Annotated in this window: 13 protein-coding genes; 6 read left to right on the top strand and 7 right to left on the bottom strand. The window is 69.4% G+C overall.

Annotated features, from left to right (window positions below):
- On the top strand, positions 1 to 439 hold a 439-nt coding region (locus tag H2038_RS11075; RefSeq protein ID WP_292112967.1), incomplete at its 5' end, for a hypothetical protein.
- Between the two features lie 3 nt (positions 440 to 442).
- Here the strand turns inward: H2038_RS11075 and H2038_RS11070 are convergent.
- The 3 genes from H2038_RS11070 to rpoB all read right to left on the bottom strand — a co-directional run bounded on the left by H2038_RS11070 (position 443) and on the right by rpoB (position 9,297).
- Positions 443 to 676, bottom strand: coding sequence for a hypothetical protein (locus tag H2038_RS11070; RefSeq protein ID WP_292112964.1), 234 nt, complete (start codon positions 674 to 676; stop codon positions 443 to 445).
- 156 nt (positions 677 to 832) lie between these two features.
- Positions 833 to 5,029, bottom strand: a complete 4,197-nt coding sequence (gene rpoC / locus H2038_RS11065) for a DNA-directed RNA polymerase subunit beta' (protein ID WP_292112962.1) — start codon at positions 5,027 to 5,029, stop codon at positions 833 to 835.
- 149 nt (positions 5,030 to 5,178) lie between these two features.
- A complete protein-coding gene (rpoB, locus tag H2038_RS11060; RefSeq protein ID WP_292112960.1) occupies positions 5,179 to 9,297 on the bottom strand; it encodes a DNA-directed RNA polymerase subunit beta in 4,119 nt (1,372 codons plus the stop codon).
- Positions 9,298 to 9,645: 348 nt separating this feature from the next.
- Here rpoB and H2038_RS11055 point away from each other — a divergent pair, with 348 nt between their 5' ends.
- The 3 genes from H2038_RS11055 to H2038_RS11045 all read left to right on the top strand — a co-directional run bounded on the left by H2038_RS11055 (position 9,646) and on the right by H2038_RS11045 (position 14,193).
- On the top strand, positions 9,646 to 10,152 hold the full coding sequence (locus H2038_RS11055; protein ID WP_292112957.1) for an FKBP-type peptidyl-prolyl cis-trans isomerase: 507 nt from the start codon (positions 9,646 to 9,648) through the stop codon (positions 10,150 to 10,152).
- Between the two features lie 115 nt (positions 10,153 to 10,267).
- Positions 10,268 to 12,220, top strand: a complete 1,953-nt coding sequence (locus H2038_RS11050; RefSeq protein ID WP_292112954.1) for a peptidase M61 — start codon at positions 10,268 to 10,270, stop codon at positions 12,218 to 12,220.
- Positions 12,221 to 12,237: 17 nt separating this feature from the next.
- Positions 12,238 to 14,193 (top strand): peptidase M61, encoded by a 1,956-nt coding sequence (locus tag H2038_RS11045; protein ID WP_366926497.1) that lies wholly within the window; start codon positions 12,238 to 12,240, stop codon positions 14,191 to 14,193.
- 10 nt (positions 14,194 to 14,203) lie between these two features.
- Here the strand turns inward: H2038_RS11045 and H2038_RS11040 are convergent, their stop codons facing one another.
- From H2038_RS11040 to rplJ, 4 genes are all read right to left on the bottom strand, one after another.
- Complete coding sequence (locus tag H2038_RS11040) at positions 14,204 to 14,404, bottom strand: hypothetical protein (RefSeq protein ID WP_292112951.1); 201 nt, start codon at positions 14,402 to 14,404, stop codon at positions 14,204 to 14,206.
- Entirely contained in the window at positions 14,404 to 14,697 is a 294-nt protein-coding gene (locus H2038_RS11035; RefSeq protein ID WP_292112948.1) for a type II toxin-antitoxin system RelE/ParE family toxin, read from the bottom strand. The genes H2038_RS11040 and H2038_RS11035 overlap by 1 nt, the downstream gene beginning before the upstream one ends.
- 114 nt (positions 14,698 to 14,811) lie before the next feature.
- On the bottom strand, positions 14,812 to 15,201 hold the full coding sequence (gene rplL, locus H2038_RS11030) for a 50S ribosomal protein L7/L12 (protein ID WP_092313611.1): 390 nt from the start codon (positions 15,199 to 15,201) through the stop codon (positions 14,812 to 14,814).
- A gap of 60 nt (positions 15,202 to 15,261) precedes the next feature.
- Complete coding sequence (rplJ, locus tag H2038_RS11025; RefSeq protein WP_292112943.1) at positions 15,262 to 15,777, bottom strand: 50S ribosomal protein L10; 516 nt, start codon at positions 15,775 to 15,777, stop codon at positions 15,262 to 15,264.
- A 365-nt stretch (positions 15,778 to 16,142) separates the two neighbouring features.
- Here rplJ and H2038_RS11020 point away from each other — a divergent pair, with 365 nt between their 5' ends.
- Together H2038_RS11020 and H2038_RS11015 are read left to right on the top strand one after the other, a co-directional pair.
- The gene (locus H2038_RS11020; RefSeq protein WP_292112940.1) at positions 16,143 to 17,939 is read left to right on the top strand and encodes a DUF4153 domain-containing protein; all 1,797 of its coding nucleotides are present in this window, start codon (positions 16,143 to 16,145) and stop codon (positions 17,937 to 17,939) included.
- Positions 17,940 to 18,058: 119 nt separating this feature from the next.
- A complete protein-coding gene (locus tag H2038_RS11015) occupies positions 18,059 to 19,528 on the top strand; it encodes a sigma-54 dependent transcriptional regulator (protein ID WP_292112938.1) in 1,470 nt (489 codons plus the stop codon).
- Positions 19,529 to 19,554 lie beyond the last annotated feature (26 nt).

The raw sequence follows: 19,554 nt of genomic DNA, 5'->3' as shown, positions 1-19,554 counted from the left end.
GACGCGCCACGGGTCGACGTCGCCGGGCGCGCCGCCGCCGCCCGCCGACGTCGACCCGTGGCGCGTCCGTCCCCGGACGCTGGGAGATCGCATCGGCCAGGGACTGCGCAACGGCCTGCCCGGCTGCGCCTTCCGCGGCGAACTCAGCGCCGCCCAGCAGGCGGTCTGCGACCGGCGCGCCGCCGCCCGTCCGGCGCCCGACATCACCGGCAGCGGGAATCCCGAGCGCGACGCCGGCTTCGCCGCCGAGGGCGCGCGGGCGCTGGCCCGCTACGAGGCGCGGCGCCGGCCGCTGTCCGGCGGGGTGGGCGTCGTGGGGCCGCAGGACGGGCCCGGCTCCAACTTCGGCATGGGGGTCGCCGGCGCCCACCTCGACCCGTCGCTGCGGCCGGACTCGACCAGCAACATCCGCACCCGGCGGGACGGCCCGCGGGACTGAAGCCTACTTCAGGTTCGGCTCGGTGAGATCGTCGACGGGCTCGTACGGCCCGCGCGCCGGCGGGGTCTGCGCGGTCGCCGTCTCGGCGGCGCTCTCATAGCGCTGCGGGGCCGGCGTCTTCGCGAAGAAGTGGGTCCAGCCGTAGATGGCGATGGCGCTGAACACCAGCAGCGCCAGCGCCAGCGGAACCGCCAGCGCCATGCGCTTGGGGGTCTTCAGGCCTTCGGGCGTCGACATGGGCGTCTCCTTGCGTGTCTCGCAAGGACAACCCGCGAACGGCCGGCGGGTTCGCCCCGGGCGGCCCGTCGCCTGCAGCGCGAGCGCCGGCGCCGCCACACAGCAAAAGGGCGGCCCCGTCGCCGGGGCCGCCCTCCTGTCCGATGTGGACCCGGATCAGCCTTCCGACTGCTCCAGCTCCAGCGCCAGGTCGGCCGGCAGCGGCTCGACCGCGTCCTCGCGGGCCTGGGTCAGCTGCGCATCCCGCTCGTTGGCGATCTTCTGCAGCGCGCGGAGGTAGGCGCCGGTGCCCGCCGGGATCAGCCGGCCGACGATGACGTTCTCCTTCAGCCCCTCCAGGGTGTCCCGCTTGCCGTTGACCGAGGCGTCGGTCAGCACGCGGGTGGTCTCCTGGAACGACGCCGCCGAGATGAAGCTGCGGGTCTGCAGCGACGCCTTGGTGATGCCCAGCAGGACCGGCTGGGTGGTCGCCGGACGGCCGCCGCGCTTCTCGACCTTGGCGTTCTCGGCGTCGACCTCGGGCTTGTCGACATGGTCGCCCTTGATCAGCGTCGTCTCGCCGGAGTCGAGGATCTCGACCTTCTGCAGCATCTGGCGAACGATCACCTCGATGTGCTTGTCGTTGATCGGCACGCCCTGCAGTCGATAGACCTCCTGCACCTCGTTGACGAGGTACTCGGCCAGCGCCTCGACGCCCTGGATGCGCAGCAGATCGTGCGGATCCGGGTTGCCGTCGATGATGTAGTCGCCCTTCTGGATCAGGTCTCCGTCGTGGACGGAGATGTGCTTGCCCTTCGGGATCAGGAACTCGACCGCCTCGCCCTGGTTGCCGTCCGCGTCCGGCTCCGGGGTGATCTTGATGCGGCGCTTGTTCTTGTAGTCGCGACCGAATTCGACGCGGCCGTCCATCTCGGCGATGACCGCGCAGTCCTTCGGACGCCGGGCCTCGAACAGCTCGGCCACCCGCGGCAGACCGCCGGTGATGTCGCGCGTCTTGGCGCCTTCGGTCGGCACGCGGGCGATGATCTCGCCCGGCTTGACCTCGTCGCCGTTGTTCACGGACAGCACCGCGCCCACCGGCAGCAGGTACCGGGCGTCGGAGCCCGAGGCCAGCTTGGCGTAGGCGTCGCCGTTGGTGATGCCCATGGCCGGACGCAGGTCCGAGCCGCGCGGGCTGGCGCGCCAGTCGCTGACCACGCGCTGGGCGATGCCGGTGGCCTCGTCGGTCTCTTCCTTGACCGACAGACCCTCGACCAGGTCCTCGAAGCGCACCACGCCGGCGACCTCGGTGAGGATCGGGGTGGTGTAGGGGTCCCACTCGGCCAGACGCTGGCCGCGCGCGATCTCCGCCCCGTCGCGGACCCGGATGCGGGCGCCGTAGGGTACCTTGTGGGTCTCGCGGTCCTTGCCGTCGACGGAAACGGTGACCACGACGTTGCGGCTCATCGCCACCAGGTCGCCGTGCGGCGCTTGGACGGTCGGGCCGGTGACCCGGGCCACGCCGGCGTTGGTCGCCTCGAAGAACGAGGTCTCCGCCACCTGCGCGGTGCCGCCGATGTGGAAGGTCCGCATCGTCAGCTGGGTGCCGGGCTCGCCGATCGACTGGGCGGCGATGACGCCCACGGCTTCGCCGATGTTGACGTTGGTGCCGCGGGCCAGGTCACGGCCGTAGCACATGCCGCAGATGCCCGCCTCGGCCTCGCAGGTCAGGGCCGAGCGGACCTTGACCGACTGGACGCCGGCGGACTCGAGGACCTCGATCTCCTCCTCCTGGAGGTAGGTGTCGGCCGGGAACAGCACGGTGTCCGTGCCGGGCTCCTTGATGTCCTCCGCCGCATAGCGGCCGAGCACGCGCTGGCCCAGGGAGACGAGCACGTCGCCGCCCTCGACCACCGCCCGCAGGGTGATGCCGCGGGTCGAGCCGCAGTCTTCCTCGGTGACGATGGAGTCCTGGGCCACGTCCACCAGACGGCGGGTCAGGTAGCCCGAGTTGGCGGTCTTCAGGGCGGTGTCGGCCAGACCCTTCCGGGCGCCGTGGGTGGAGTTGAAGTACTCCAGCACGGTCAGGCCTTCCTTGAAGTTCGACACGATCGGCGTCTCGATGATCTCGCCCGAGGGCTTGGCCATCAGGCCGCGCATGCCGCCCAGCTGCTTCATCTGCGCCTGCGAGCCGCGGGCGCCCGAGTTGGCCATCATGAACACCGAGTTGATGTCGGGGTTCTGGCCCTTGATCAGCACGCGGGGCTGGGCGATCTCGCCCATCATCGCGTCGGCGATCTTGTCCGTGGCCTTGGCCCAGGCGTCGACCACCTTGTTGTACTTCTCGCCCTTGGTGATCAGGCCGTCGGCGTACTGCTGCTCGTACTCCTCGACCTGCTTGCGGGTCTCCTCGACGTACTCGACCTTCTTCTGCGGGATGACGATGTCGTCCTTGCCGAACGAGATGCCGGCCTTGGCCGCCTCGCGGAAGCCCAGCTGCATCATCTGGTCGGCGAAGATGACCGTCGCCTTCTGACCGCAGTGCCGGTAGACCTGATCGATCAGGTTGCCGATTTCCTTCTTGGTCAGGTTCTTCTCGAGCAGGCGGTAGCCGATGTTCGGGTTCATCGGCAGCAGGGCGCCCAGCTTCATCCGGCCCGGCGTGGTGTCGATCACCTTGGTGACCACCTCGCCGGCGGCGTTCATCTCGGTCCAGCGGGCCTTGATCTTGGTGTGCAGGGTCACGACCCGGGCGTCGAGCGCCGCGTCGATCTCACCCATGTTGGCGAACAGCTTGCCCTCGCCCGGCTCCCCGTCCTTGACCAGCGACAGGTAGTAGAGGCCCAGCACGATGTCCTGCGACGGCACGATGATCGGCTTGCCGTTGGCCGGCGACAGGATGTTGTTGGTGGACATCATCAGCACGCGCGCTTCCAGCTGGGCCTCAAGGCTCAGCGGGACGTGCACGGCCATCTGGTCGCCGTCGAAGTCGGCGTTGAAGGCGGTGCAGACCAGCGGGTGCAGGCGGATCGCCTTGCCCTCGATCAGCTTCGGCTCGAAGGCCTGGATGCCGAGGCGGTGCAGGGTCGGGGCGCGGTTCAGCAGCACCGGGTGCTCGCGGATCACCTCGTCGAGGATGTCCCACACCTGCGGCTGCTCGCGCTCGACCATCCGCTTGGACTGCTTGACGGTGCCCGACAGGCCCTTGGCGTCCAGCCGCGCGTAGATGAACGGCTTGAACAGCTCCAGCGCCATCTTCTTCGGCAGGCCGCACTCGTGCAGCTTCAGCTCCGGACCGACGGTGATGACCGAACGGCCCGAGTAGTCGACGCGCTTGCCGAGCAGGTTCTGGCGGAAGCGGCCCTGCTTGCCCTTCAGCATGTCGGCGAGCGACTTCAGCGGACGCTTGTTGGCGCCGGTGATGACGCGGCCGCGACGGCCGTTGTCGAACAGGGCGTCGACCGACTCCTGCAGCATCCGCTTCTCGTTGCGGATGATGATGTCGGGCGCGCGCAGCTCGATGAGGCGCTTCAGGCGGTTGTTCCGGTTGATGACCCGGCGGTACAGGTCGTTCAGGTCCGAGGTCGCGAAGCGGCCGCCGTCCAGCGGCACCAGCGGGCGCAGTTCCGGCGGGATGACCGGCACGACGGTCAGGATCATCCACTCCGGCTTGTTGCCGCTCTCGAGGAAGGCCTCGATCAGCTTCAGCCGCTTGGAGGCCTTCTTGGCCTTCATTTCCGACGGGTTGTCGGCCAGCTCGGCGCGGTGCTTCTCGGCCTCGGCGTTGAGGTCGATGCCCATCAGCAGGTTGCGCACGGCCTCGGCGCCGATCTCGGCGGTGAAGCCGTCGTCGCCGTACTCTTCCTGGTAACGGTAGAACTCGTCCTCGGTCAGCAGCTGGTTCTGCTTCAGCGGGGTCAGGCCGGGCTCGGTGACGATGTAGTTCTCGAAGTACAGGACGCGCTCGACGTCCTTCAGCGCCATGTCGAGCATCAGGGCGATGCGGCTCGGCAGCGACTTCAGGAACCAGATGTGGGCGACCGGGGAGGCCAGCTCGATGTGGCCCATCCGCTCGCGGCGGACGCGGGCCAGGGTGACCTCGACGCCGCACTTCTCGCAGATGATGCCCTTGTACTTCATCCGCTTGTACTTGCCGCACAGGCACTCGTAGTCCTTGGTCGGACCGAAGATGCGCGCGCAGAACAGGCCGTCACGCTCGGGCTTGAACGTGCGGTAGTTGATCGTCTCCGGCTTCTTGATCTCGCCGAACGACCACGAGCGGATCTTCTCCGGCGAGGCCAGGGCGATCCGGATCTGGTCGAAGGTCGGGGTGACCGGGACCGGGTTGAAGATGTTCAGGACTTCCTGGTTCATCTTGGTTCCTTGCTGCGGGAGGACCCGCGAAAAATCTATGAGAGCGGAGCGGCGGCTGTGAAAAGTGAAGAGTGAGCAAGAGGTGAGCGAAGATCAGTTGCCCTGGGGCTCACCTCTTCGCTCACTTTTCACTCCTCGCTCACCCGTCCTCAGCTGTTCTCCAGCTCCACGTTCAGGCCCAGCGAGCGCATTTCCTTGACGAGCACGTTGAAGCTCTCGGGGATGCCCGCCTCGAAGCTGTCGTCGCCGCGGACGATGGCCTCGTAGACCTTGGTCCGGCCGGCCACGTCGTCCGACTTCACCGTCAGCATTTCCTGCAGGGTGTAGGCGGCGCCGTAGGCTTCGAGGGCCCACACCTCCATCTCGCCGAAGCGCTGGCCGCCGAACTGCGCCTTGCCGCCCAGCGGTTGCTGGGTGACCAGCGAGTACGGGCCGATCGAGCGGGCGTGGATCTTGTCGTCGACCAGGTGGTGCAGCTTCAGCATGTAGATGTAGCCGACCGTGACCGGACGCTTGAACTGCTCGCCGGTCTGCCCGTCGTAGACGATCGACTGGCCCGAACGGTCCAGCCCCGCCTTTTCCAGCAGGTTCTCGATGTCGTTGATGTGGGCGCCGTCGAACACCGGGGTGGCGAAGGGCACGCCCTTCGACAGGTTCCGGGCCAGCTCGACCAGATCCTCCTCGTCCTCCGGCAGCGGGGTCTCCGGGCCGTAGATCGAGCGCAGGTGGTCGATCAGCGCCTGCTTCTGGCCGCCCTGTTGCCAGGCTTCCAGCAGGCCCTGGATCTGCTTGCCCAGACCCGCGGCGGCCCACCCGAGGTGGGTCTCGAAGATCTGGCCGATGTTCATGCGCGAGGGCACGCCCAGCGGGTTCAGCACCAGGTCGACGGTCGTGCCGTCCTCGAGGTGCGGCATGTCCTCGATCGGCAGGATCTTGGAGATGACGCCCTTGTTGCCGTGACGGCCGGCCATCTTGTCGCCCGGCTGAAGCTTGCGCTTCACGGCCACGAAGACCTTGACCATCTTCATCACGCCCGGCGGCAGTTCGTCGCCGCGCTGCAGCTTCTCGACCTTGTCCTCGAAGCGGCGGTCGAGCGCCTTGCGGGCGTCCTCGAACGACTTCTTCATGGCCTCGAGCTCGCCCATGGCCTTCTCGTCGTCGAGGGCGATCTGCCACCACAGGCCGCGCGACAGTTCGCCCAGCTTGTCCTCGGTGATCTCGCCGCGGCCCAGGCCCTTCGGGCCCGAGACGGCGTTCTTGCCCAGCAGCAGCGGCTTCAGACGACCGTAGACGTTGCGCTCGAGGATCTTGAGCTCGTCGTCGCGGTCCTTGCCCAGACGCTCGATCTCGGCGCGTTCGATGGCCAGGGCGCGCTCGTCCTTGTCGACGCCGTGGCGGTTGAACACGCGCACGTCGACGATGGTGCCGGCCACGCCCGGCGGCAGGCGCAGCGAGGTGTCGCGCACGTCCGAAGCCTTCTCGCCGAAGATGGCGCGCAGCAGCTTCTCTTCCGGGGTCATCGGGCTCTCGCCCTTCGGCGTGACCTTGCCGACCAGGATGTCGCCCGGCTGGACCTCGGCGCCGATGGCCACGATGCCGGCCTCGTCGAGGTTGCGCAGGGCTTCCTCGCCGACGTTCGGGATGTCGCGGGTGATCTCTTCCGGCCCCAGCTTGGTGTCGCGGGCCATGACCTCGAACTCCTCGATGTGGATCGAGGTGAAGACGTCGTCGCGCACGATCCGTTCGGAGATCAGGATCGAGTCCTCGAAGTTGTAGCCGTTCCACGGCATGAAGGCGACGAGGGCGTTGCGGCCCAGCGCCAGTTCGCCGAGGTCCGTCGACGGGCCGTCGGCGATGACGTCGCCGGCCTTCACCTCATCGCCCACGCGCACGATCGGGCGCTGGTTGATGCAGGTCGACTGGTTCGAGCGCTGGAACTTCGACAGGCGGTAGATGTCGACGCCCGAGCGGCCGGCGTCGAGGTCGCCGGTGGCGCGCACGACGATGCGGGTGCCGTCGATCTGCTCGACGACGCCGTCACGACGGGCGACCACCACGGCGCCGGAGTCGACGGCCACGACCGCCTCCATGCCGGTGCCGACCAGCGGCGCGTCCGACTGCACCAGCGGCACGGCCTGACGCTGCATGTTGGCGCCCATCAGCGCGCGGTTGGCGTCGTCGTTCTCGAGGAACGGGATCAGCGCCGCGGCGACCGAGACGACCTGCTTCGGCGACACGTCCATCATGTCGACGTCGGCCTTGGTCAGCAGCTGGGATTCGCCGTTGATCCGGCCGGGGACCAGGTCCTCGACGATCTCGCCGTCCTTCAGCTCGATGTTGGCCTGGGCGATGACGTGCTTCGCCTCTTCCATGGCCGAGATGTAGACCACCTCGTCCTGGGCCTTGCCGTCCTTCACCCGGCGGTACGGGCTCTCGATGAAGCCGTACTTGTTGACGCGAGCGTGGGTGGCCAGGGAGTTGATCAGGCCGATGTTCGGGCCTTCCGGCGTCTCGATCGGGCAGATGCGGCCGTAGTGGGTCGGGTGCACGTCGCGCACCTCGAAGCCGGCGCGCTCGCGCGTCAGACCGCCCGGGCCGAGCGCCGACAGGCGGCGCTTGTGGGTGATCTCCGACAGCGGGTTGGTCTGGTCCATGAACTGCGACAGCTGCGAGCTGCCGAAGAACTCACGCACCGCCGCCGCGGCCGGCTTGGCGTTGATCAGGTCGTGCGGCATGACCGTGTCGATGTCGACCGAGCTCATGCGCTCCTTGATCGCCCGCTCCATGCGCAGCAGGCCGACGCGGTACTGGTTCTCCAGCAGTTCGCCGACCGAACGCACCCGGCGGTTGCCGAGGTTGTCGATGTCGTCGATCTCGCCCTGGCCGTCCTTCAGGCCGACGAGGATCTGCAGGACCTTGAGCACGTCCTCCTTGCGCAGCACGCGGATCTCGTCCGAGACCTCGGGGCTCTCGAGACGCATGTTCATCTTGACCCGGCCCACGGCCGACAGGTCGTAGCGCTCGGCGTCGAAGAACAGCGACTGGAACATGGCCTCGGCCGCTTCCGGCGTCGGCGGCTCGCCCGGGCGCATGACGCGGTAGATGTCGAACAGCGCGTCCTCGCGGCCGGTGTTCTTGTCCACCCGCAGGGTGTTGCGCATGTAGGCGCCGACCGTGACGTGGTCGATGTCGAGCACGTCGATGGTGGTGAAGCCCTTCTCTTCCAGCAGGTTGATCGTGGCCTGGTCCAGCTCGTCGCCGGCCTCGGCGAAGATCTCGCCGGTCTGGAAGTCCACCGCGTCAGCCGCCAGGTAGCGGGTCAGCAGGGCGTCGGCCGCCAGCGACAGCGACTTCAGGCCGTTGTCGGCCAGCTTCTTGGCCTGGCGGGCGCTGATCTTGGTCCCGGCCGGGGCCACGACCTCGCCGGTGTCGGCGTCGACCAGATCGAACTCCGGCTTCACCCCGCGCCAGCGCTCCGGCTTGTACGGCGTGACCCAGCCCTCGCCGCGCTTCTCGTACGGGACGGTTTCGTAGAAGGTCTTGAGGATCTCCTCGCCGTCCATGCCCAGGGCCATCAGGAAGGTGGTGGCGGGCAGCTTCCGGCGGCGGTCGATGCGGACGTAGACGATGTCCTTGGCGTCGAACTCGAAGTCGAGCCAGGAGCCGCGGTACGGGATCACCCGCGCGGCGAACAGCAGCTTGCCCGAGCTGTGCGTCTTGCCCTTGTCGTGGTCGAAGAAGACGCCCGGCGAACGGTGCATCTGGGAAACGATCACCCGCTCGGTCCCGTTGACGATGAAGGTGCCCTTGTCCGTCATGAGCGGGATGTCGCCCATGTAGACGTCCTGCTCCTTGATGTCCTTGACCGAGCGCGCGCCGGTCTCCTCGTCCATCTCGAACACGATCAGGCGCAGCTTGACCTTCAGCGGCGCGGCGTAGGTCATGTCGCGCTGGATGCACTCCTCGACGTCGTACTTCGGCTCCTCGAATTCGTAGGAGACGTATTCGAGGATGGCGCGTTCGTTGAAGTCCTTGATCGGGAAGACCGACTTGAAGACCGCCTCGATGCCCTCATCGGTGCGCTGGCCCGGACGGCCCTCGCGCTGGAGGAACTGTTCGTACGACGCGCGCTGGACCTCGATCAGGTTCGGCATCTGCACCGCTTCCGGGATGCGGCCGAACGAGTGGCGGATGCGCTTCTTGCCGGTGAACGAGGTGGCGGTGAGGAACTGACCGTTGACGGTGAGTTCCGCTTTGGACTTGGCCATTCTGTCTTCCCAATGCGGCGGGCCGGGCAGCCCGCGCTCAATGCAGCAGCCACGGTCCGCCGGGCGGCGATCCGTGGCCATCGGTTTCGGCGTCCACCCTCGGGCCTCGCGGCTCCAGGACGCCTGAATTCGGGGCCCCCTTGGGAAGGGGCGCGCCTTCGCACCGGTCGGAGGGCGACAAACCGGGCCTCGGCGCTTTCGCGCAGACTCGTGACGGAGTTAGCGGAACGCGCTGATATACTCGCTTTGACGGCGAAATAAAGGTGGGCGCGGAAAAAGTTCGAAGAGGCCTCGACGCGCGCCCGCGGAGCCACTGGCCAACCGCCGCCAAGCTGCTAGCGTCGCCGCATGAAGCACCTCGTCCCGCTCGCCGCCGCCCTCGCCCTCGCCGCCTGCGCATCCACGCCGGAGCCCGCGCCCGCCGTCCAGCCCGGGACCGGCACCGCCGAAGGCTGGGCCGCCGGCAACCGCGAGTACCTGCGCATCAACGGCCAACGGCGGGGCTGGACCACCACGGAGAGCGGCCTCCAGTACCGCCGCGTCGGCCGGGCCAATCCGTCGGGCCGCCAGCCCACCGCCGCCGACACGGTCAGGGTCCACTACCGCGGGACCTTCGTCGACGGCCGCCAGTTCGACAGCTCCTACGACCGGGGCGAGCCCGCCGAGTTCCCGCTCGGCCGCGTCATCAAGGGCTGGACCGAGGGCGTGGCCCTGATGCGCGAGGGCGAGACCTTCGAGTTCGTCATCCCGGCCGAGCTCGGCTACGGCGAGCGCTGGGTGGGCGGCGACGAACTGCCGCCGAACTCGACCCTGCTGTTCACCGTCGAGCTGCTCGAGGTGAAGCCGGCGGGCTGAGCCGGAACCGGGAACATGACAGGGATTTAATGCGACGGCGGCCCTCGCGGGTTGACCGGGCCCGCGGCGCACGGGTGTTCTGCGCCTCCCGCCGTTGCTGCCGCGAGTCCCGTCGATGATGCGTCCGTCCGCCCGCCTGCTGGTCTCCGCCTGCGCCTTCGTCCTCCTCGCGGGAGCGGGACCTGTCGCCGCCCAGGTCGGGACGCCGGCGCTGCCGGCAGCGCTCGCTCCGGTCCCCGCCCCGCGGGCGGCCGCCTTTCCCGGCGTCATCGACATCGCCGTGGACGCGACCGACATCGATCGCCGCATCGTCTCCGTCCGCCAGACCATTCCGGTCGCCGGCCCCGGGCCGCTGGTCCTGCTCTATCCGCAGTGGATTCCCGGCAACCACGGCCCGGTCGGCCCGGTCGACGACATCGCCGACCTGCAGATCACCGCCGGCGGCCGGACCCTGCCGTGGGTGCGCAACACGGTTCACACCAACGCCTTCCAGGTGGACGTCCCCGCCGGCGCCAGTTCTGTGGAGGTGGCCTTCAAGTGGCTCACCCCGATCGAGGGGAACCAGGGCCGGGTGGTGATCACCGACGAGATGCTCAACATCCAGTGGGAGAAGGCGCTGCTCTATCCCGCCGGCTACGACACCAGCGGCATCACCTTCCGGCCGTCGCTGCGCCTGCCCGCCGGATGGAACTACGGCGTGGCGCTGGAGACGGAGTCCTTCGTCGACGGCCTCGCCACCTTCCGGCCGATCAGCCTCGAGCACCTCGCCGACAGCCCGGTCTTCGCCGGCGCCCACTACCGCCAGATCGACCTCGACCCCGGCGGCCGTTCGCCGGTGCGGCTGAACGTCGTCGCCGACGATCCGGAGATGCTGGCCGCCACCGACGCCCATATCGAGCTGCACCGCAATCTCGTCGACCAGGCCGACCGCCTGTTCGGGGCCCGCCATTTCGACCACTACGATTTCCTCGTCGCGGTCACCGACGAGCTCGGCGGCATCGGGCTGGAGCACCACCGCTCGTCCGAGAACAGCGTCGACGTCCGCTACTTCACCCAGCCGCAGGCGACGCTCGGCGACCGGGACCTCCTCGGCCACGAGTACACCCACTCGTGGAACGGCAAGTGGCGACGTCCGGCCGACCAGCTGACCGCGACCTTCAACGAGCCGCTGCAGAACTCCCTGCTCTGGGTGTACGAGGGCCAGACCCAGTACTGGGGCCTCGTCCTCACCGCCCGGGCCGGGCTGATGAGCAAGCAGCAGGCGCTGGACGTCTTCGCCATGACGGCGGCGACCTACGACGACAACCCCGGCCGCGACTGGCGGGCGCTGCAGGACACCACCAACGATCCGATCATCGCCCAGCGCCGCCCGCAGCCCTGGCCCAGCCTGCAGCGCAGCGAGGACTACTATCGCGAGGGCGCGATGATCTGGCTGGACGCCGACACCTGGATCCGCGAACGCTCCGACGGCCGCCGCTCGCTGGACGACTTCGCCCGCGCCTTCTTCGGGGTGCAGGACGGCAGCTTCGACCCCGCGCCCTACACCTTCGCCGACGTCACCTCGACGCTGGACGAGGTGCAGGCGAACGACTGGGCCGCCTTCCTGCGCGCCCGGCTCGACGCCGTCGGACCGGACGCCGAAGGCCCGCTCGGGGGTATCGAGCGCGGCGGCTATCGCCTTGTCTGGCGCGAGACCGAGAACGACTACCAGAAGGCTCTGAATGCGGAGTACGGCCGCAACGACTTCCAGTACTCGCTGGGCGTGATGACCAACGGGTCGAACCGGATCACCTCGGTGCGCTGGGGCTCCCCGGCCTTCGAGGCGGGCCTGACCTCCGGCTGGGACATCGTCGCCGTGAACGGCCGCGCCGCCAGCCCGAAGGCGCTCGCCGACGCGATCACCGCCGCGAAGGACCCCGCCGCCCCCGTCGAGCTGATGGTGCGCCGCGGCGACCGCTTCCGCACCCTCCGCTTCGACTATGCGGGCGGCCTGCGCTACCCGCACCTCGAGCGCATTCCCGGAACCCCCGACCGGCTCGGCGACATCCTCGCCCCCCGTCGCCGCTGATCGCGAGGAGCCCGACCATGATGATCCGCACCGCCGCCCTCGCCCTGCTGCTCGCCTCGGCCGCCCCCGCGGCCCTGGCCCAGACCTCCCAGGCGCAGACGCCCCTGCCCGTGCCGACCAGCTTGCCGCGCCCCCTGCCGCCGATCCCGGCGCCGCAGGACGTCGACTACCCGGGGACCATCGGCATCCGCGTCGACCTGACGGACCTGGCCCGCAAGGTGATCCGCACGCATCAGACGGTTCCCGTCCGTCCGGGCCCGCTGGTGCTGCAGTATCCGAAATTCCTGCCGGGCAACCACGCCGACACCGGCCCGATCCAGCTGGTCTCGGGCCTGACCGTCACCGGGAACGGCCGTCGCATCGAGTGGGTGCGCGACACCGTCGATCCGCACGCCTTCCACCTCGACATCCCCGCCGGGGTGGAGACGATCGAGGTGGACTTCGAATGGCTGACCCAGCCGGACAACTCGACCTGGCGGGTCGTGATGACCGACGAGATCGTCAATCTGCAGTGGGAGAAGGCGCTCCTCTACCCGGCCGGCTACCATCACGACCGCATCACCTTCACCCCCTCCGTGGTCCTGCCGGAAGGTTGGAACTACGGCGTGGCGCTGGACACGGTCTCCCGGGAGGGGAGCGTCGCGACCTTCGCCCCGATCTCGCTGGAGCACCTCGCCGACAGCCCGATGTTCGCCGGTCGGCACTACCGCCGGGTGGAGATCGATCCCCGCGGCGACGACGTCCACCTCAACCTCGTCGGCGACACCGCCGCCGCCATCGAGATCACGCCGGAGTGGACCGCGAAGTACGAGACCCTGGTGCAGCAGGCCGACCGCCTGTTCGGGGCCCGCCACTTCGACCGCTATGAATTCCTGTTCGGCCTGACCTCCCGCCTCGGCGGCATCGGCCTGGAGCACCACCGCTCGTCGGAGAACACCGCCGCGCCGGACTACTTCGCCTCGGCCAGCCCCGCCTTCGGCTCGCGCGGCCTGCTGCCCCACGAATACGTGCACAGCTGGAACGGCAAGTTCCGCCGCCCGTCCGACGAGCTGGTCCCCAATTTCAACGTCCCCACCCAGAACACCCTGATGTGGGTCTATGAGGGCCAGACCGAGTACTGGGGCGACGTGCTCACCGCCCGCTCGGGCCTCGGGACCTACGAGGAAGCCGTGGTCAACCTCGCGGAGATCGCCGGCTTCTACGACCAGCAGCCCGGCCGCGCCTGGCGCGCCCTGCAGGACACCACCAACCACAACCTGCTCGGCTACCGCACGACCAATCCCTGGCCGTCGTGGATGCGCGGCACCGGCGACTACTATCGCGAGGCCGCCCTGATCTGGCTGGACGCCGACACCCTGATCCGCGAGGCCACCGGCGACCGCAAATCGCTCGACGACTTCGCCCGCGCCTTCTACGGCGTCGAGGACGGCGTCTGGGAGGCCCGGCCCTACACCTTCGAGGACGTGGTCGAACACCTCAACGCCGTCCATCCGTACGACTGGGCGACCTTCCTGCGGGCGCGCCTCGACGCGGTCGGCCCCGACGCCGAAGCCCCGCTGGACGGTCTCGAGCGCGCCGGCTGGCGTCTGACGTACGTCGATGAGCTGACCCCGCTCGAGAAGCGGATGATGGGCGGCTGGGCCAATGACTTCCAGTATTCGCTCGGCTTCATCCTCGGCGGCGGCAACCGGATCGCGGGCGTGCGCTGGGGCTCGCCGGCCTTCGAGGCCGGCCTCGGCCACGGCTGGGAGCTTGTCGCCGTCGGCGACCGGGTCGCCTCGGCCGAAGTCCTGCGCGAGGCGGTGACCGCGGCGAAGGGCGGCCAGGAGCCGATCCGGCTGGTGGTGAAGCGCGGCGAGGAGTTCCGCACCGTCGAGCTCCCCTGGCGCGACGGTCTGCGCTACCCGCGCCTCGTCCGCATCGAGGGAACTCGCGACCGGCTCGCCGACATCTTCGCCCCGCGGCGGCGGTAGCGGGGCCGCGTCAGTCGCCGTCAAACTGCGACGGCGGTTCAGCCACGCCGCGCCGGGGCGCCGCCGCCGCCATGCGCGCCCGGGCACGCGCGACAACCTCGAGCGCGTCCGCCAGCGCCTCGGCCCCATCCGTTCGGGCGTCCGCCAGATAGGCCGCCACCGCCTCCTCGGTGTCGAGATAGTCGGCGGGATCGAAGGGTCGCGTCTCCATCACCTGACCTCCTTCGCCAGCTGCTTCGACCGGGCGATGTCGCGCGACTGCGAGTTCTTGTCGCCCCCGCACAATAGCACGATCAGCGATTTCCCGCGGCGAACGAGATAGATCCGGTAGCCGGGCCCGTGGTGGATGCGAAGCTCGCTGACGCCTGCGCCGACCGGGCGCAGATCACCGGGAGCGCCGGCGGCGAGCCGGTGAATCCGGCGGGCGATGATCGCCGCCGCGGCGCGGTCCCGAAGACCACGCAACCACCCATCGAACAGTTCCGTGCGACGAACCTCGATCATCGCTCCCTCGCCCGGACCAGCTACGGCCACGCGTCGCCCTCGCGCAACCGCAAAGAAAACGGGCCGGGGATCGCTCCCCGGCCCGTTCGTCGTTCAGCTTGCGCTGGACCAGTCTTACTTGATCTGGACCTTGGCGCCGGCTTCGGTCAGCTTCTTGGCGATTTCGTCGGCCTGCTGCTTCGAGACGTTCTCGACGACGTTCTGCGGAGCGCCTTCGACGAGGTCCTTGGCTTCCTTCAGGCCGAGGTCCGAGCGAACGCCACGCACTTCCTTGATGACGTTGATCTTCTTGTCGCCGCCGTCGACGAGGACGACGGTGAACTCGGTCTGCTCTTCAGCGGCTTCCGCCGGAGCGCCGCCGGCGGCGCCGCCGGCCGGCATGGCCATGGCCACCGGAGCGGCGGCCGAGACGCCCCACTTTTCTTCCAGCAGCTTCGAGAGTTCGGCGGCTTCCAGGACGGTCAGCGCCGACAGGTCTTCAACGATCTTGGCGAGGTCAGCCATAGGGATAGTTCCTTCGGTAGGATGGGTTCAGGGAGTTGTTTGCAGAGATGGAAGGTCCGCTTACGCGGCGTCCTTGGTGGCGTAGGCGTTGAACACCCGGGCCAGCTGGCCGGCCGGGGCCTGCAGCACGCCGGCGACCTTGGTGGCCGGGGCGTTGATGAGGCCGAGCAGCGAGGCGCGGATCTGGTCCAGCGACGGCAGCTTGGAGAGGGTCTCCACGCCCTTCGCGTCCAGAACCTTTTCACCCATGAAGCCGCCGAGGACGACGAACTTGTCGTTGCCCTTGGCGAAGTCGGCGGTGACCTTGGCGGCCGTCACCGGGTCGGCGGCGTAGGCGATGCCCACCGGGCCCTTGAAGAGGCCGTGGTAGTCGCTGCCGTCCTCGGCTTCGAGCGCCTTCAGCGCCAGGCGGTTCTTGACCACCTTGAACGTGCCGCCTTCCTTGCGGAGGCGGCCACGCAGGTCTTCCATGTCCGCAACGGTCAGACCCAGGTTGTGGGTCACGACCACGGCGCCCGCGTCGGCGAAAACGCCCTTCAGCGTTTCGATCGACTCGGCCTTTTGTGCGCGGTCCATTGCGGTCTCCAGTCAGTCGTTCGACGCCGGGGCTATTCCCGACGCCGGATTGGCGAAAGCGCCGCGCATCGCTGCGGGGCGTTCACGCCGGTCGTATTGTCCGAAGGAAGCTCATATCCCCGTCCGTCCCGGAACCGGGCCGACGTCGGATCGTCTGCATCCCCATCTCCCCACGGCGCCAGAGGGCTCTCTGACAGTTACGGCATGGGTGGCCCCCACGCCCCGAAGTTCTCGGACAGGCCCGCCGCGGCCGAAGCTGCGACGGAGAAGGCGCGCTCTATACACGGACGCCGCGGAAACTCAAGCGGGGGCTGGTCAGAACGGCGAAAGAGGTTTCTCCTGCCAAGGTCGAGGGGAGATGACGCATGACCGCCGTCCGTGACACCGCCGCCGAAGACGGCGCTCCCCCGCCCTGGCTCGGCCCCGTCCGGCTGGGCGTCGGCCTGCTGCAGGGACTCGCCCTGTGGTGGCTGCACCGGGTCTCCGACGGGGTGACCGGCTGGCCGTGGGCGCCCGCCGGGTTCGTGATCCTGCTGCTCCTCTTCGCCTTCACGCCCCTGCTTCTCCTCGCCGGGATCGGCCGGATGCGCTGGAGAACGCTGGCGGCGTGGGCCGCCGCCGCCGCTGCTCTCCTCGGGCTCATGGGCTGGCACGAGACGGCCAGCCAGGCTGCGGAAACCCTCCGCCAGCCGCCCTACATCGCCGGCCCCATGCCCCTGTTCGCCGCCGCCGCCCTGTTCATCGGCCACCACCTCGTCCTCGCCGCCGACATGGAGCGGCGCTGGATCGCCGCCTTCCCCACCTATTTCGACACCGCGTGGAAGGCCGGGGTGCAGGTGGTCCTGTCGATCGGCTTCACCGCCGCCTTCTGGATCCTGCTCTTCCTCGGCGCGGGCCTGTTCCGCGTCATCGGCCTCGACTTCCTTGAGGACCTGACCCGGAAGACCTGGTTCTACATCCCGGTCACGACCCTCGTCTTCGCCACCGCCGTCCACCTCACCGACGTGCGGGACGGCCTGATCCGCGGCGTCCGCACCGTCGGGCTGATGCTGCTGTCGTGGCTGCTGCTGGTCATGACCGTCCTCGCCGCCGGCTTCGTGCTCGCCCTGCCGTTCACCGGGCTTCAGGGCCTGTGGGACACCGGCAGCGGGACCTCCCTCGTCCTCGCCGCCGTCGCCGCCCTGATCGTCCTGATCGGAGCCGCCTACCAGGACGGCCGGCCCGAAAACCGGCCGCCGCTGCCGGTGCGGCTGGCGGTGCAGGTCGGCTCCCTGCTGCTGGCCCCGCTGGTCGTCATCGCCTTCTTCGGTCTCGCCCTCCGCATCGGCCAGCACGGCCTGACGCCGGACCGCATCATCGCCCTGGCCTGCGCCCTCGTCGGCGCCGTCTTCGCCGCCGGCTACGGCTGGGCCTCGCTCCGCACCTTGCTGCGCAAGGGCGAGTGGATGCGCCCGCTGGAGCCGACGACCCTGGCCGGCGCCGTCGTCGCCTTTACGCTCATCGTCGCCCTGTTCAGCCCCCTCCTTGATCCCGCGCGCCTCTCCGTGGCCGACCAGGTGGCCCGGCTGCAGCGGGGGGCGGTGACGCCGGATGCGTTCGACTACGCCTTCCTTCGCTTCGAGAGCGGCAGGGCGGGCCGGAGGGCCCTTGCAGCCCTTGAACGGTCCTCCGACCCGGAGATCGCGCGACGCGCAGCCCGGGCGCTCGCCGCCACGGCCCGGTGGAACGACCGCCCCGTCACCGAGCCCCACCGCACGCCGGTTTACTCCGTCTTTCCGGCCGGCCGCGTTTTGCCCGAAGGCTTCTCCGGACCGGTTCCGGCCACGGACGGCCGCGCCGTCTGCACCTCGACCGCAGCATGCGCGGCCGCGCCGATCGACCTGAACAGCGACGGCCGCACCGACGTGCTCCTCGTCCACCGGTTTCACGCCCGTGTCTGGACCCGGGACGCGGCAGGAGTCTGGACAGAGGCGGGCGGCTACAGTTTCCAGGATTGCGGCGCCGAAACGGGCGATCTGCGCGAGGACCTCAGGGCGGGTCGGCTGCGGGTCGCACCGCCTGCGTGGAGCGACGTGATCCTCAGCGACGGCCGGAGGTCGGGCTTCCAGCCGGCGACGCCCCCCTGCACCCCGCCTGAACAGCCGGTCGCTCCCGCCCCTTAACCCTCCGCTCACCCTGCCCCCCAACCCGATCTTCACCTTGTCCGGCCTAGAACGTCCCGGAATGAGCCAGCTCCGCCGTATGAGAGCCGGCCGGACGTGATGGAACAGGGGCCGCCCGCATGGCGAAGACCGTACTTGTCGTCGACGATGATCCGACCCAGCGCCGGCTGGCGCAGGCGGTGCTGGAGCGCGAAGGCTATGCGGTGGTCCACGCAGCCTCCGGCGGCGAGGCCATCGACCGCCTGACGAAGGGCGGCGGCGCCGATGTCGTCCTGCTCGACATGGTAATGCCGGGCATGAGCGGCCTCGAGGCCCTGGCCGAGATCCGCACCGCCGGGGTGCAGACGCCGGTCATCGTCCTGACCGCCTCCGGCGGGGTCGAGGCCGTGGTGAAGGCCATGCAGGCCGGAGCCCAGGACTTCTTCGTCAAACCGGTCTCGGCCGAGCGCCTGCTGGTCGGGGTGCGCAACGCCCTGCAGCTGACCCAGCTGACCGCCGAGGTCGGCCGCCTCAAGAAGCACGTCGCGGGACGCACCTCCTTCGACGACCTGGTCGGCCAGTCGGCCCCCATGCGCCTGGTCCGCTCGCTCGGCCAGCGCGCCGCGAAGTCCTCCATCCCGGTGCTGGTCACCGGCGAAAGCGGCGTCGGCAAGGAGGTCATCGCCCGCGCCCTGCACGGCGCCTCCGACCGCGCCGGCAAGCCCTTCGTGGCCGTCAACTGCGGCGCCCTGCCTGCCAATCTCGTCGAGTCCATCCTGTTCGGCCACGAGAAGGGCAGCTTCACAGGCGCCCACGACAAGCACCTCGGCAAGTTCGCCGAGGCCAACGGCGGCACCCTGTTCCTCGACGAGATCGGCGAACTGCCGCTCGACATGCAGGTCAAGCTGCTGCGCGCCCTTCAGGAGGGCGAGATCGACCCGGTCGGCGCCAAGCGGCCGGTCAAGGTGGATGTGCGCATCGTCTCGGCCACCAACCGCGACCTCGCCGCCCAGGTGCGCGAGGGCCGGTTCCGCGAGGACCTGTTCTACCGCCTCAACGTCTTCCCGATCGAGGCCCCGGCCCTGCGCGAGCGGCGCGAGGACATCCCGGCGCTGGTCGAGCACTTCATCGCCCGCTTCAACGTCGAGGAAGGCAAGCGCGTGGCCGGCTGCAGCGCCGAGACCCTCGCCCTGCTGCAGGCCTTCGACTGGCCCGGCAACGTCCGCCAGCTCGAGAACGCCGTCTACCGCGCCATCGTGCTGGCCGACGCCCCCTTCCTCCAGCCCCACGACTTCCCGGCCATTTCGGGCAAGGCGATGAGCCTGCCCCCCGTCGAACATGCAGAGGGGGACGATCCGGAGCCGGAAGGGTCCGCCGAAAGCCCGACCGCCGGCCTCCCGCCCCTGCCCGACGCGCCCATCCGCATCCTTGACGACCGCGGCCACCTGCGCACCCTCGAGGAGATCGAACGAGACCTCATCCAGCACGCCATCGAGGTCTACGCCGGCCACATGTCGGAGATCGCCCGACGCCTGGGCATCGGCCGCTCGACCCTCTACCGCAAGGTGCGCGAGCAGGGGCTCGAGGGGGTGCTGCGCGAGGCCGGCTGAGCGGACCCGCCGTCCCGTAGCCGGAA

Source organism: Brevundimonas sp. (genome assembly GCF_013912005.1).
Taxonomy (GTDB): domain Bacteria; phylum Pseudomonadota; class Alphaproteobacteria; order Caulobacterales; family Caulobacteraceae; genus Brevundimonas.
This window is presented reverse-complemented; position numbering and strand designations above follow the sequence as displayed.